Below are 13,984 nucleotides of genomic sequence, written 5' to 3'. Positions count from 1 at the left end.
GCGCCTCTCCGGGGGCGCGGCGGCGGGTAGCGTCGCGCCCATGAACTCCCCGTCTCCTGTCGCCGGCGCGCGCATGGCCGACCTCGCGCCCGAGGAGCGGCCGCGCGAGCGGCTCCGCGCCCGCGGTCCGGAGGCGCTGACCGACGCGGAGACGCTCGCCGTGCTGATCGGCAGCGGGGTCCGCGGAGCGAACGCCACCGTCGTCGCCCAGCGCCTGCTCGCGCGCTTCGGCGGCATCGACGCGGTGTCGCGCGCAGGTGTCGCCGACCTCGTCCGCCAGCGCGGCGTCGGCGAGGTCGCCGCCTGCCGCATCGTCGCGTCCTTCGAGCTGCGCCGGAGGATGAACCGCGCCGCGCGGGCCGCGCGCATCGCCGACGCGGCCGGCCTCGCCGAGCTGGTGGCGCCCCTCCTCGCCGCACGGCCGACGGAGACCGTGCTCGCCGTCGCGCTCACGGCCGCGGGAGCCGTGCGCGACGTCCTCGCGCTCGCGGACGGACCGCCCACCCACGCGGAGGTGCCCGTCGCCGAGATCCTCGCGGAGGTGCTGGCGCGCGGCGCGGCGGCGGTCGGCCTCGCGCACAGTCATCCGGGCGCGGCGGACGTCCTCCCCTCCGACCGCGCCGCGACCCGGGCGCTCGTCGAGGCGTGCGCGGCCTGCGGGCTCCGCTTCGTCGCGCACGTCGTCGTCGGCGCCGACGGCTGGCGGGAGGCGCCCCCGTAGCGCCCGCGGACGTTCGTGCAAGCCCCTGGCCCGGCACCTGTCGCTCCGCACGAGCGGCGTAGCGTGGTCGAGCCCCCACCCCCTCTCGAGCAGGAGTCCCCATGCGAGCAACGATCATCCACGGCGAGCGCGACGTCCGACTCGAGGAGGTGCCCGACCCCGTGCTCTCGACCGGGCGCGACGCGATCGTCCGCGTCACCGCTGCATGCGTCTGCGGTTCCGACCTCTGGCCTTACCGCGGCGTCACCCCGACGAAGGAGGCGCACCGCATCGGCCACGAGTTCGTCGGCGTCGTCGAGGAGATCGGCGACGACGTGCACGACATCTCCGTCGGCGACTTCGTGATCGCCCCCTTCTACGTCTGCGACGGCACCTGTGCCAACTGCGCCAACGGCGTCTCGACCTCCTGCCTCACCGGCGGCTGGTGGGGCGCCGAGGTCGGCGAGCAGGGCTTCGCCGACGGCGCGCAGGGCGAGAAGGTCCGCGTCCCGCTCGCCGACGGCACTCTCTTCCCGGTCGGCACCGACGTCGACCCGAAGCTGATCCCGAGCCTGCTCACCCTCGCGGACGTGATGGGCACCGGTCACCACGCGGCCGTCTCGGCCGGCGTCACCGCGGGTTCGACGGTCGCGGTCGTCGGCGACGGCGCGGTCGGCCTCTGCGCCGTGCTCGCGGCCAAGCGCCTCGGCGCGACGACGATCATCGCGATGTCGCGGCACGAGTCCCGCCAGGCGCTCGCCACCCGCTTCGGCGCGACCCACATCGTCGACACCCGCGGCGACGAGGGCGTCGCCCGCGTCCGCGAGCTCACCGACGGCATCGGCGCCGACTGCGTCCTCGAGTGCGTCGGCACCAAGGAGTCGATGCAGCAGGCGCTCGACTCCGCTCGCCCTGGCGGCATGGTCGGCTACGTCGGCGTCCCCAACGGCGGCCCGGAGCTGCCCGTGCGCCAGATGTTCGGCTCGAACGTCGGCGTCAACGGCGGTGTCGCGCCGGTCCGCGGCTACATGGCGGAGCTGCTGCCCGACGTCCTCAGCGGAGCGATCGAGCCCGGACTCGTCTTCGACCTGGAGCTGCCGCTCGAGGAGATCGCGGAGGCGTACGCCGCGATGGACGAGCGCCGCGCGATCAAGACCCTCGTGCGGCCGTAGCGGCGAGCGGGAGCCCGTCGTGCGCATCGAGATCGAGACGCCCCGCGGCGTCGTCGCCGGAGTCGCGGAGGACGGCGTCGCCCGGTTCCTCGGCGTCCCGTTCGCCGAGGCGCCGGTGGGCGACCGCCGGTTCCGGGCCCCGGAGCCGCGGGCTCCGTTCGACGGCGTCTTCGAGGCCGACGCGTACGGGGCGACCCCGCAGCGCGGTCGCCCCTTCGAGTTCACGACCATCCCCGAGCACTCGATCCCGGGCGAGGACACCCTGACGTTGAACGTCTTCGCCCCCGCCGAGCCGGCCGGGCCGCTCCCGGTGCTGGTCTACCTGCACGGCGGCGGCTACGTCACCGGAGCGGCGTCGAGCGACTGGCACGACGGCTCGGCCTTCGCGCGCGACGGCGTGATCGTCGTGACGGCCGCCTACCGGCTGGGCGTCGACGGCTTCGGCGTCGTCGAGGGCGACGCGAACCGCGGCGTCCGCGACTGGCTGGCGGCCCTCGAGTGGGTCCGCGAGAGCATCGGCGCGTTCGGCGGCGACCCCGGCCGCGTCACCGTCGCCGGGCAGTCCGCGGGTGGCGGCGCCGTGCTGACCCTGCTCGGCTGCGCCGCGGCGCAGCCGCTCTTCGCGCGCGCCGTCGCGATCTCGCCGACCGACCGCAGCGTCCCGATCGAGGAGGCGGAGGAGCAGCTCGCCGCCTTCGCGCACGCCCTCGGCGTCGCGCCCACCCGCGCCGGACTCGCCTCGCTCGACCAGGACGGGCTCTCCGAGACCGCCGCGCTCACGATGATGCCCGGCTCGGGGCACGCGATCGTCTTCGCGCCGGTCTCGGGCGACGCGCTCCTCCCCCTGCCCGTGTCCGAGGCGACCGCGACGACCGGTCTCGACAAGCCGCTCCTGATCGGGTCGACCGCCGACGAGTTCGACAGCCCGCGCCTCGAGCGCGAGCCGGGGGCGGCGCCCCGCACGACCGACCTGCTCTTCCGCCGCGCGGTGCTGCAGGCGGCGTGGAATCGGGCGGCCGGACCCGCCCCGACCTGGCTCTACGCCTTCGACTGGCTCTCGCCGGCGACCGGCGGCGCCTCGCACTGCCTCGACCTGCCGTTCCTCTTCGACCATCTCGACGCCGAGGCGACCACCCGCGTGCTGGGCGAGGACCCGCCCGCGGCGCTCGCCGCGGTGATGCACCGCGAGCTGGTGGCCTTCGTGCGCGGCGAGGAGCTGCCCTGGCCGACGGCCCGCGGCGCCGAGGGCGACGCGGTGCGCGTCTATGACGTCGAGCCGGCGGTCGTGCCGGGCCACTACGACGACGTGCTGCCGCTCGTCTCGGACCCGCGGGCATGAGCGGGTCCACGCGCGGAGCCGCACCGCGCTTCCACCCCGACCTCGCGCTCGGCCGCCTCATTCCGCCGATCGTCCTCGGCCCGCGGCTGCTCCGCCTGGCCACCCGCCGCGCGGCCACCGGCGGCGAGGCGGCGCCCGACCTCGTCGTCGAGGACCTCGAGATCCCGGGCCCGGACGGCGTCCCGGTCCCGGCCCGCAGCTATCGCCCGCGCACCCTCCGCGGCGCCGCGCCCGCGCTGGTCTGGGTGCACGGCGGCGGCATGGTGCTCGGCAGCCGCTTCGACGACGAGGCGTCGAACATCGCCTTCGCCCGCACGCTCGGCATCACCGTCCTCTCGGTCGGCTACCGGCTCGCGCCCGCCCACCCGGCGCCGGCCGCCCTCGAGGACGTGCTGGCCGCGTTCCGCTGGCTCGCGGCGCACGCCGACGAGCGCGGCGTCGACCCCGAGCGGATCGCACTGGGCGGCGCGAGCGCGGGCGCCGGCCTGGCCGCGGGGGCGACCCTCCTGGCCCACGACCGCGGCGGAGCGCAGCCCGCGTTCCAGCTGCTCGTCTACCCGATGCTGGACGATCGCACCGTCACCCGACCCGGACCGGTTCCCCGCGGCGTCCGCGTCTGGACGCCGGGCAGCAACCGCTTCGGCTGGACCTCCTACCTCGGCGCCGAGCCCGGCGGCCCCGACGTCTCGCCGTACGCCGCGCCCGCCCGCCGCGACGACCTCTCGGGCCTCCCGCCGGCCTGGATCGGTGTCGGCACCCTCGACCTCTTCCACGACGAGGACGTCCGCTACGCCGAGCGCCTGCGCGCGGCCGGGGTGCCCTGCGAGCTCGAGATCGTCGAGGGCGCCTTCCACGGCTTCGACGCCCTCTTCTCGCGCACCGGCGTGGCGAGGCGCTTCTGGGCGGCGAAGGCGGCCGCCCTCGGGAGGGCACTGGGCGTCTGAGGTCCGCGATCCGGGTCGGGCCGGGCCGGGTGCCGCCGCGCCGGATGGGAGCATGGACGCATGGACATCGACCGCCTCGCCACCCGCTACGAGATCGCCCTGCCCGCCTGGATCGAGGACGCCGTGCGCGACGTCCCCGAGTTCCTGCCCGAGCGCGAGGACCGCATGGCCCTCGTGCACGCTCTGGCCGATCGCAACTTCCGCGAGGGCAACGGCGGCCCGTTCGCGGCGATCGTCGTCGAGCGCGACTCCGGCCGCGTGGTCTCGGTGGGCGTGAACGTCGTCCTCGGCAGTGGGGTCTCCTCCGGGCACGCGGAGGTCACCGCGCTCGGTCTCGCGCAGACCGCGCTCGGCTCGTGGGACCTCGGCGGCGAGGGCCTGCCGGCGCACGAGCTGGTCGTCAACTGGCGGCCCTGCGTGCAGTGCTACGGAGCGACGCTGTGGTCGGGCGTGCGACGCCTGGTGGTCGCCGGGTCGGGTCCCGAGCTGGAGGAGATCTCCACCTTCGACGAGGGTCCGATGCGCGAGGACAGGGGCCGCGCAGTTCGAGGCGCGCGGCATCGAGGTCGTCGACGGCGTGCTCCGCGACGAGGCGCTGGCCGTCTTCCGCGCCTACCGCGAGCACGTCGACGCGGGCGACGTGCTCGTCTACAACGCGCGCGCCGCGGACTGAACCCCGCGCCTGCCGAACGAGCGAGCCGCCCCGAGGATCCCCGGGGCGGCTCGTGCTGTCAGTGGGCTCGTGCCGTCAGTGGTTGCCGGGCGTGTACACGGCGGAGGCGCGCCACCAGTCGTCGAACATCGAGAGCGGCACCTGCCGCTTGTGCTCGGTCGCCTGGTACCGGGCCTCGATCGCCTCGGCGACCTCGGTCGCGACGTCGCCGCCCTCGAGATAGGTGTCGAGGTCCGCGTAGACCAGGCCGAGGTTCGACTCGTCCGTCTGGCCGGGATTCTCGTCGAGGAGGTCGGCCGTCGGCGCCTTCTCGTAGAGGCGGGCAGGCGCGTCGAGGTGCTCGAGGAGCGAGCGGCCCTGGCGCTTCGTGAGGCCGGTCAGCGGCAGGACGTCGGCGCCGCCGTCGCCGAACTTCGTGAAGAAGCCGGTCACCGCCTCCGCCGCGTGGTCGGTGCCGACGACGAGCATGCCCGCCTGACCGGCGATCGCGTACTGCGCGACCATCCGGGCGCGCGCCTTGACGTTGCCCTTGACGAAGTCCGAGATCGGCTCGCCGACCGCGTCGCCGAACGCCGAGGCGATGCCGTCGACTCCGGCGTGGATGTCGAAGGTCACCTGGCGGTCGGGCCGGATGAAGGTCAGCGCGAGCTGCGCGTCCTCCTCGTCCGCCTGCACCCTGTAGGGCAGCCGCACGGCGATGAAGGAGGCGTCGCCGCCGCCGGCGCGCACCTGCTCGACCGCGAGCTGGCAGAGCCGGCCGGCCAGGCTCGAGTCCTGCCCGCCGCTGATGCCGAGCACGAGGCCCTTGGCCCCGGTGTGCCGGAGGTAGTCGGCGAGGAAGCCGCTGCGCCGCTCGACCTCGGCGGCCGGATCGACGGTGGGGGAGACGTGGAGCTCGGAGATGATTCGCTGCTGGACATCGCGCACGCGTCAACGCTACTCCCGATGCCCCCGCCCCGCCCCGCTTCGGAGCCGACCGGAAGCCTCGGGCGGCGCACACCGTCGTGCCGGGTCGAGCAGCCCCGCCTGCACAAGCACATGCTGGTCGAGCAGCCCCGCCTGCACACCCACATGCTGGGTCGAACAGCCCCGTCCGCGCACACACCTGCCGGGTCGAGTAGCCCCGCCCGCGCACACACATGCTGGTCGAGTAGCCCCGAAGGGGCGTATCGAGACCCGCCGTCACCAGCAGGACGGGTCTGCAGACTCGTCCTTCTGATGCTGGTGGATCTCGATACGTCCGCTGCGCGGACTACTCGATCAGCATGCTGGGGCCCGCTCCGCGGACTGCTCGATCAGCATGCTGGGGCCCGCTCCGCGGACTACTCGATCAGCATGCTGGGGGCTCGCCGCGCGGGCTGCTGATCCGGGGGATCCTCGAACGGACCCGCGAGGGGCCTCCTGGTCGAGGCAGGCCCCCGCACGCGTCCACTCGACGGTGCCGACCCGCGCGAGCGGACGCACATCGGGCTCTCCACAGCCACCGGACCCCATAGCGGGTCCACTCGCCGCCCCGGCTCCGGCGCGTCCGGCGCTCCCATGCTGGTCGAGTAGCCGCCGGAGGCGGCGCTCCCATGCTGGTCGAGTAGCCGCCGGAGGCGGCGTATCGAGACCCACCCCGCTGTACGAGCGGCCCGTTCGTCTCAGCCGCGCGCGGCGACGATGCGGGCGATCCGCTCCGGGACCGTGTCGTCCTGGAGGCTCGTGACGTCGCCGAGGGGGCGGCCGTCGCGGATGTCGCCGAGGAGGCGGCGCATGATCTTGCCGGAGCGGGTCTTCGGCAGGTCCGGGACGACGACCACGTCGCGCGGCTTCGCGATCGGCCCGATCGCCGTCGCGACGTGCTCCCGCAGCACCGACGACAGTTCTGCGGCGAGAGCGGTCCAGTAGGCCGGATCCTCCTCCGCACGATCGATCGCCTCGTCGGAGGGGATCACGAACGCGGCGATGGCCTGCCCGGTCGTCGCGTCCTCGACGCCGACCACGCCGGCCTCGCCGACCGCCGGGTGCGCCACCAGGGCGGACTCGATCTCGATGGTCGAGAGCCGGTGCCCCGAGACGTTGATGACGTCGTCGACCCGGCCGAGCACCCAGATGTCGCCGTCGGCGTCGTACTTCGCGCCGTCGCCGGAGAAGAAGTACCCGCGGTTCGCGTAGCGGGCCCAGTAGGAGTCGCGGTACCGCTCCGGGTTCCCCCAGACCGTCCGCGCGAGGGCCGGGCCGGTGCGGTCCACGACGAGGTAGCCGCCTGAGCCGTTCGGCACCCGCTCGCCCGCCTCGTCGACGACGAGGGCGCCGAGCCCGGGCAGGGCGCCGAGCGAGGATCCCGGCTTGAGCGTCGAGACGCCGGGCAGCGGGCACATCACGGCCGCGCCCGTCTCGGACTGCCACCAGGTGTCGACGATCGGGCAGCGCCCGCCGCCGATCCGCTCGTGGAACCAGACCCAGGCCTCCGGGTTGATCGACTCGCCGACCGTGCCGAGCAGTCGGAGGCTGCTGAGGTCGTACTCGGACGGGACGCCCTCCGGGAACCACGTCATCAGCGTCCGGATCAGCGTCGGCGCCGTGTAGTAGACGGTGACGCCGTAGCGCTCGATGATCTCGAAGTGCCGCGCGGTGTGCGGGGTGTTCGGGGTGCCCTCGTAGATCACCTGGGTGAGCCCGTTCGAGAGCGGTCCGTAGATCTCGTAGGTGTGCGCCGTGACCCAGGCCAGGTCGGCGGTGCACCAGTGCACGTCGTCGGGCTTCGCGTCGAACACGGCCCAGTGCGTCCAGGAGGCCTGGGTGAGGTACCCGCCGCTGGTGTGCACGAGCCCCTTCGGCTTCCCGGTCGTGCCGGAGGTGTAGATGATGAACAGCGGCGTCTCGGCGTCGAAGGCCTCGGCCTCGTGCACGTCGGGCTGCGCATCGACCACGTCGTGCCACCAGACGTCGCGGCCCTCGGTCCACGGGAGGTCCGGCGTCTCGTCGCCCGTGCGGCGGACGACGAGCACGTGCTCGATCGACGCGACGCCGGCGACCGCGTGGTCGGCGTTCGCCTTCACCGGGACGGCCACACCGCGCCGGAACTGGCCGTCGGTCGTGACGAGCAGCTTCGCGCCGGTGTCCTCGACGCGGAAGCGCACCGCCTCGGCGGAGAAGCCGCCGAAGACGAGGGAGTGGATCGCGCCGATCCGCGCGATCGCGAGGGTGATGACGACGGTCTCGGGGATCACCGGGAGGTAGACGACGACGCGGTCGCCCTTCCCGATGCCGAGCGCGGTGAGAGCGTGCGCGGCGCGGGCGACATCGCGCTGCAGCTCGGCGTAGCTGATCGAGCGCCGGTCGCCGCGCTCGCCCTCGAAGTGCAGGGCGGTCTTGTCGCCGCGGCCCGCGTCCACGTGCCGATCGACACAGTTGACGGCGACGTTGAGCGTGCCGCCCTCGAACCAGGTCGCGCGCGGGACCGACAGCGTGCCGTCCTCCTGCGGGACGGCCGGCTCCCAGCGGTGCGCGGTGTGCCAGGGCTCGACCCAGTCGAGGCGCCGGGCGGCCTCCTCCCAGAACGCCACCGGGTCAGCAGCGGCGCGGGCGTACTCGTCGGCGCCGACGTTCGCCTGCGCGGCGAAGGCCTCGGGCGCCGGGAAGCGGCGGGACTCCTCGAGCAGGTTGGCGATCGTCTCGCTCATCGGCGTGCCTCCGTGGTCGTCGTGCGGGTCGTGGGCCGCGTCGTGCCGGTCATCCTCACGCCCACTTCCGGATCGCGTAGCGCTGGAACACGCCCACGATCGAGTCGGTCAGCTTGCCCAGCACCGCCAGCAGGATGATCGCGAGGAAGACGCGGTCGATCCGTCCGTTGCTCTGGCTGTCGGTCAGGCGGAAGCCCAGGCCCATCGACGAGGCGATCAGCTCGGCGGCGACCAGGAACAGCCACGACTGCGCGAGCGCGAGGCGCAGCCCGGCGATCACCGAGGGGATCACGGCGGGAAGCTGCACCGCGGTGAACAGCCGCACGCCCGAGAGGCCGAACGCCCGGCCCGCCTCGACGAGCTGCCGGTCGACGTGACCGAGGGCGGTCGCCACGGTGGTGAAGACGGGGAAGAACGCGCCGATCGTGATCAGCGTGATCTTCGACTCCTCGCCGATCCCCATCCAGAGCAGCAGCAGCGGCACCCAGGCCAGCGACGGCACCGCGCGGATCGCGCCGAGCGTCGGCGCGAGCACGACCTCCCAGACCCGCGAGAGCCCGAGGAGCGCGCCGACCAGCAGTCCCAGCGCGGAGCCGAGGCCGAAGCCGATCAGCACCCGCTGGGTCGAGATCGCGACGTCCTGCCCGAGGTCGCCGCGCTGCGCGAGATCGACCGCCGCCGCCCAGACCATCGCCGGCGACGGGAAGACCGACACCGACACCATCCCGGTGGTCGTGACGATCTGCCAGGCCGCGAGCAGCAGCACCGGCAGGATCGCCCCGCCGACGACCAGGAACCAGCGCCGCGAGGTGAGCGGCCGGGCGTGCGCCGCCTCGTCGTCGCGGAGCCGCTTCTGCGACGCCTCGACGCTCGGACCGACCACGGCTGCGCCGACCGCACCCGGCGCCTGCACGAGTCCGGTGCTCCGGCGCACGAGGTCGGCGTCGGTCACGGTCTCGTCGTCGCGTGTCGCCATCGTCGTCTCCTCGGTCGGTCTCGCGGGTCGGTGCTGTCGTGCGGGGACGTGCTGTCGTGCGGGGGCGGTGCCGGGCGTCAGGAGCGCCGTCAGGCGATCGCAGACGGGTCGGCCGCCGTCGCGTACGTGTCGTCGATCAGCGAGTCGAGGGCCGCATCGACCTGGTCCTGCGAGGCGACGTCGCCGTTCGCGACGAAGATCGGGCCGATCACGGAGAGCACGTCGGTCTGCGCGGAGCCGGGCACGTTGTCGACGTCGAGGTTGCTGCGCTCGGTGATCACCGTGGTCGCCACGGCGACGTCGAGCCCGGCGACGGACGCGAGGATGCTCGCCGTCTCCTCCTGGTTCTCCAGGGCCCAGGCGCGGGCGTGCTCGTAGGCGTTCACCACGGTCTGCGCGAGGTCGGGCTTGGCCGCGAGGAAGCTCTCGGTCGCGTTGAGCAGCCCGTAGGAGTTGAAGTCGACGTTGCGGTAGAGCAGGGTCGCCCCGGCCGCCTGCGCGCCCGCCATGATCGGGTCGAGCCCGGCCCACGCGTCGACCGAGCCGTTCTGCAGCGCGGCCCAGCCGTCGGCGTGCTGGAGGTTCTGCACGGTGACGTCGTCGATGCTCAGGCCGGCGGCCTCGAGCGCCTGCACCAGGAAGAAGTAGGGGTCGGTACCGCTGGTGGCGGCGATCTGCTTGCCGGCGAGCTGCTCGACGCTGGTGATCGCGGAGCCGGCGGGCACGACGAGGGCGGACCACTCCGGCTGCGAGAAGATGTCGATCGTCCTGATCGGCGAGCCGTTCGAGCGGGCGAGCAGCGCGGCGGAGCCGGCGGTCGAGCCGACGTCGATCGCCCCGGCGCGCAGCGCCTCGTTGGCCTTGTTCGAGCCGGCCGACTGCACCCAGGTGACGGTGACCTCCTGCTCGGCGAGGGCGGTCTCGAGCCAGCCCTTCTCCTTGATGACGAGGCTGAGCGGGTTGTAGGTCGCGAAGTCGAGCGTCAGCGTGCCGCCCTGGGTCTTCGCGGTCGAGCCGTCGGAGGCGGCGGGTGCAGCGGCCGCGCCGCCGCCGCCCTCGCCCTGGACGCAGCCCGCGAGGAGCGGGACCGCGGCGGCGGTGAGCAGGCCGGCGAGCGCGGTGCGGCGGGTCAGCGGGGAGGTGCTGAAGGACTGGAGCGACATGGGGGCCTCGACTTCGGTGCGGTTCCGGGAGTGGAACGAGTGTGCGGGAGCAGGGGGGAGGGATGTCCGCGAGCGGCGGCATCCGTGGACGGACGGCGAGATCGACGTCTGGGGAGGAGAGGGGAGGAGGGCCTAGTGCCGCTCGATCCCGAGCCCCTCGAGCAGCTCGACCCTCCGCTCGGCGAGCTCGGCGGAGCCGCGGTCGCGGGGGCGCGCCCCGGGGACGGTCATGATCTGCCGGATGCGCGAGACGCCGCCCGGCTCGTCGCGGCCGAGCAGCACGATCCGATCGGCCAGCTGCAGCGCCTCGTCCACGTCGTGGGTGACGAGCAGGATCGTCGCGGGGGCGGCCGCGTGCACTTCGAGCAGCAGGTCCTGCATCCGCAGGCGGGTCAGAGCGTCGAGCGCGCCGAACGGCTCGTCCAGCAGCAGCACGCCGGGGTTGCGCGCCAGGGCGCGGGCGAGCGAGGCGCGCTGCGCCATCCCGCCGGAGACCTCGCGCGGCCGGGAGCCGGCGTGAGCGGTCAGCCCGACCAGCGAGAGCAGCTCGTCGACGGCGGTGCGGCCCGCCTCGCGCGAGGTGCCGCGCGGGAGCCCGAGCGCCACGTTCGCCGCGAGGGAGCGCCACGGCAGCAGCCGCGGCTCCTGGAACGCCACCGCGCAGCGCGGGTCGATGCCCGACACCGGCGAGTCGTCGATCAGCACGCTGCCGGCGCTCGCAGTGTCGAGGCCGGCGGCGATCCGCAGCAGCGTCGACTTGCCGCAGCCGCTCGGGCCGAGGATCGCGATCACCTCGCCGGCGCGCACGTCGAGCGAGACGTCGGCGAGCACGGGGGCGCCCGGGGCGAAGGTGCGGCCGACCCCGTCGAAGCGCACCGGGAACGCCGACTGCCCGAGCGCGGCGTCGAAGGCGAGGCTCGTGCGGGCGGGCGTTCCGGTCATGAGGGCTCCGAGGCGGGGCGGGCGGGCGGACCGTCCGATCGTACGGACGAGCGCCGACTCATCCGATTCCGTGATGAAACGCGGAGTAACACAGGCGCGGCCGGAGACGACGAAGGCCCCGCCGGCACCGCGGAGCGGCGGCCGACGGGGCCTTCGTGAGGGCGACTACGCCTGGACGAGCACGAGCTCCTCGAGCGGGAGGCGGGTGCGCGGCGCGGTCTCGCGCTCGCGGAGCACGTCGTTCGAGAGCGCCTCGGGGCTCGCGAGCACGCCGACCGCGGCGACGGTCACGGGGTCGAAGCGGGCGTCGACGCCGAAGGCCGTGCGGACGCCGTCCTTGTCGAAGCCGGCCATCTGGTGCACGTGCAGTCCCTCGTGGTGCGCCTGCACGCTGAGGTGGGCGACGGCCTGGCCGAGGTCGTAGACGGCCCACGGGCGCGCCTCGCCCTTCTCGTCGACGGTCTCGGCGAGCGCGACGATCAGCGCGGCGGCCGAGCCGGCCCAGGCGGCGTTGAAGCCGACGAGGGTGCCGACGATGCTCTCGAACTCGGGGGTCCCGCGGCGCGCGACGATGAAGCGCGACGGCTGCGAGTTGCCGGCCGAGGGGGACCAGCGGGCGGCCTCGAGCAGCGAGGTGAGCGTCTCGTCCGCGATCGCGGCGGTGGCGTCGTAGGAGCGGGGGCTCCAGCGCTCGGCCAGGACGTCGAGGATCGGGGCGCTGGTCGAGGCGGTGCGGGTGGCGGTGTCGGTCATGGGTGCTTCTCTCCGGGGGTGGTGCCGATCAGGGAGGGCCTCGTCGCCCCCTGCCGTCAACCGCGGACCGCCCGCCGGCATTCCCGCCGGGTCCGTTCGCCCTCGGAGGAGCACGGGGTCCTGTCGGTGCGGAACGGTACCCTGGGAGACGGCGTGGTTCCCCGCGCGCGACAACTCATCACTCTGGAGGAACATCCATGGCCCAGCACTTCGACGTCGTCGTCCTGGGGGCAGGCCCCGGTGGATACGTGGCCGCGATCCGTGCCGCCCAGCTCGGCAAGTCCGTCGCCGTCGTCGAGAAGAAGTACTGGGGCGGTGTCTGCCTCAACGTGGGCTGCATCCCCTCCAAGGCACTGCTGCGCAACGCGGAGCTCGCCCACATCTTCCACGCGCAGGCGAAGCAGTTCGGCATCTCGGGCGACGTCTCCTTCGACTTCGGCGTGGCCTTCGACCGCAGCCGCACCGTCGCGGACGGACGCACCAAGGGCGTCCACTTCCTGATGAAGAAGAACAAGATCACCGAGTTCGACGGCACCGGCTCCTTCACCGGCCCGCAGGGCCTCGACGTGCAGCTCACCAAGGGCGGCTCCGAGTCGCTCACCTTCGACGACGCGATCATCGCGACCGGCGCGAGCGTCCGCCTCCTCCCCGGCGTCGAGCTCTCCGAGAACGTCGTCACCTACGAGACCCAGATCATGACCCGCGAGCTGCCCGACACGATGGCCATCGTGGGCGCCGGCGCGATCGGCATGGAGTTCGCCTACGTCCTGAAGAACTACGGCGTCGACGTGACGATCATCGAGTTCATGGACCGCGCCCTCCCCAACGAGGACCCGGACGTCTCCAAGGAGATCCAGAAGCAGTACAAGAAGCTCGGCGTCGAGATCCTCACCTCGACCAAGGTCGAGTCGGTCGTCGACAAGGACGGCTACGTCACCGTCACCTACACCGGCAAGGACGGCACGCAGTCGACGCTCGAGGTCGACAAGGTCCTCATGTCGATCGGCTGGGTCCCGCGCGTCGAGGGCTTCGGCCTCGAGAAGACGGGCGTCGAGGTCACCGAGCGCGGCGCCATCGGCATCGACGACTACATGCGCACCAACGTCCCGCACATCTACGCGATCGGCGACGTCACGGCCAAGCTGCAGCTCGCGCACGTCGCGGAGGCGCAGGGCGTCGTCGCCGCGGAGACCATCGCCGGGGCCGAGACCCAGACCCTCGGCGACTACCGGATGATGCCGCGCGCCACGTTCTGCCAGCCGCAGATCGCCTCCTTCGGCCTCACCGAGAAGCAGGCGACCGACGAGGGCCACGAGATCACCGTCTCGACCTTCCCGTTCATGGCCAACGGCAAGGCGCACGGCCTCGGCGAGCCGACCGGCTTCGTCAAGCTCATCGCGAGCAAGCAGTACGGCGAGCTGCTCGGTGCCCACATGATCGGCCCGGACGTGTCCGAGCTGCTCCCCGAGCTCACGCTCGCGCAGAAGTGGGACCTCACCGCGACCGAGCTGGCCCGCAACGTGCACACCCACCCGACGCTGTCGGAGGCGCTGCAGGAGGGCTTCCACGGCCTCAAGGGCCACATGATCAACATGTAGCTCCCCGCACCACCCGCACCGCGTGCTCCGGCCCGCGACTGCACCACTTTCGGCTC

At 73.5% G+C, this 13,984-nt stretch carries 11 protein-coding genes and 1 pseudogene; 6 read left to right on the top strand and 6 right to left on the bottom strand.

The genetic code is table 11. From position 1 onward, the window contains the following. Positions 1-40: 40 nt before the first annotated feature. The 5 genes and pseudogenes from HQQ86_RS14060 to HQQ86_RS22095 all read left to right on the top strand — a co-directional run. A complete protein-coding gene (locus HQQ86_RS14060; protein ID WP_173288913.1) occupies positions 41-721 on the top strand; it encodes a RadC family protein in 681 nt (226 codons plus the stop codon). Between the two features lie 101 nt (positions 722-822). Then, positions 823-1,872 (top strand): zinc-dependent alcohol dehydrogenase family protein, encoded by a 1,050-nt coding sequence (locus HQQ86_RS14055; RefSeq protein ID WP_173288912.1) that lies wholly within the window; start codon positions 823-825, stop codon positions 1,870-1,872. A gap of 19 nt (positions 1,873-1,891) precedes the next feature. Then, entirely contained in the window at positions 1,892-3,211 is a 1,320-nt protein-coding gene (locus HQQ86_RS14050) for a carboxylesterase family protein (RefSeq protein ID WP_173288911.1), read from the top strand. After that, positions 3,208-4,155, top strand: a complete 948-nt coding sequence (locus HQQ86_RS14045; RefSeq protein ID WP_173288910.1) for an alpha/beta hydrolase fold domain-containing protein — start codon at positions 3,208-3,210, stop codon at positions 4,153-4,155. The genes HQQ86_RS14050 and HQQ86_RS14045 overlap by 4 nt, the downstream gene beginning before the upstream one ends. A 60-nt stretch (positions 4,156-4,215) precedes the next feature. Further along, a pseudogene (locus HQQ86_RS22095) lies at positions 4,216-4,614 on the top strand (hypothetical protein); the annotation flags it as partial. 289 nt (positions 4,615-4,903) lie between these two features. Here HQQ86_RS22095 and nadE read toward each other — a convergent pair. The 6 genes from nadE to HQQ86_RS14010 all read right to left on the bottom strand — a co-directional run bounded on the left by nadE (position 4,904) and on the right by HQQ86_RS14010 (position 12,330). Next, positions 4,904-5,755: an ammonia-dependent NAD(+) synthetase gene (gene nadE / locus HQQ86_RS14035; RefSeq protein WP_173288909.1), complete on the bottom strand. Its 852-nt coding sequence runs from the start codon at positions 5,753-5,755 to the stop codon at positions 4,904-4,906. 716 nt (positions 5,756-6,471) lie between these two features. Then, the gene (gene acs / locus HQQ86_RS14030) at positions 6,472-8,496 is read right to left on the bottom strand and encodes an acetate--CoA ligase (protein ID WP_173288908.1); all 2,025 of its coding nucleotides are present in this window, start codon (positions 8,494-8,496) and stop codon (positions 6,472-6,474) included. Positions 8,497-8,551: 55 nt separating this feature from the next. Beyond that, positions 8,552-9,472 carry an ABC transporter permease gene (locus HQQ86_RS14025; RefSeq protein ID WP_173288907.1) on the bottom strand — a complete coding sequence of 307 codons (921 nt, stop codon included), beginning with the start codon at positions 9,470-9,472 and terminating at the stop codon, positions 8,552-8,554. 89 nt (positions 9,473-9,561) lie between these two features. Next, positions 9,562-10,635, bottom strand: a complete 1,074-nt coding sequence (locus HQQ86_RS14020; protein ID WP_173288906.1) for an aliphatic sulfonate ABC transporter substrate-binding protein — start codon at positions 10,633-10,635, stop codon at positions 9,562-9,564. Between the two features lie 132 nt (positions 10,636-10,767). Continuing rightward, positions 10,768-11,577, bottom strand: a complete 810-nt coding sequence (locus HQQ86_RS14015; protein WP_160085958.1) for an ABC transporter ATP-binding protein — start codon at positions 11,575-11,577, stop codon at positions 10,768-10,770. Between the two features lie 165 nt (positions 11,578-11,742). Continuing rightward, complete coding sequence (locus HQQ86_RS14010) at positions 11,743-12,330, bottom strand: nitroreductase family protein (protein WP_173288905.1); 588 nt, start codon at positions 12,328-12,330, stop codon at positions 11,743-11,745. Positions 12,331-12,527: 197 nt separating this feature from the next. Here HQQ86_RS14010 and lpdA point away from each other — a divergent pair, with 197 nt between their 5' ends. Then, on the top strand, positions 12,528-13,928 hold the full coding sequence (gene lpdA, locus HQQ86_RS14005) for a dihydrolipoyl dehydrogenase (RefSeq protein WP_173288904.1): 1,401 nt from the start codon (positions 12,528-12,530) through the stop codon (positions 13,926-13,928). The last annotated feature ends 56 nt before the right edge of the window (positions 13,929-13,984 follow it).

This window comes from Rathayibacter sp. VKM Ac-2857 (assembly GCF_013205025.1).
Lineage (GTDB): Bacteria > Actinomycetota > Actinomycetes > Actinomycetales > Microbacteriaceae > Rathayibacter.
The sequence above is the reverse complement of the archived record's forward strand: the minus strand, read 5'-3'. Positions and strand labels throughout refer to the sequence as shown.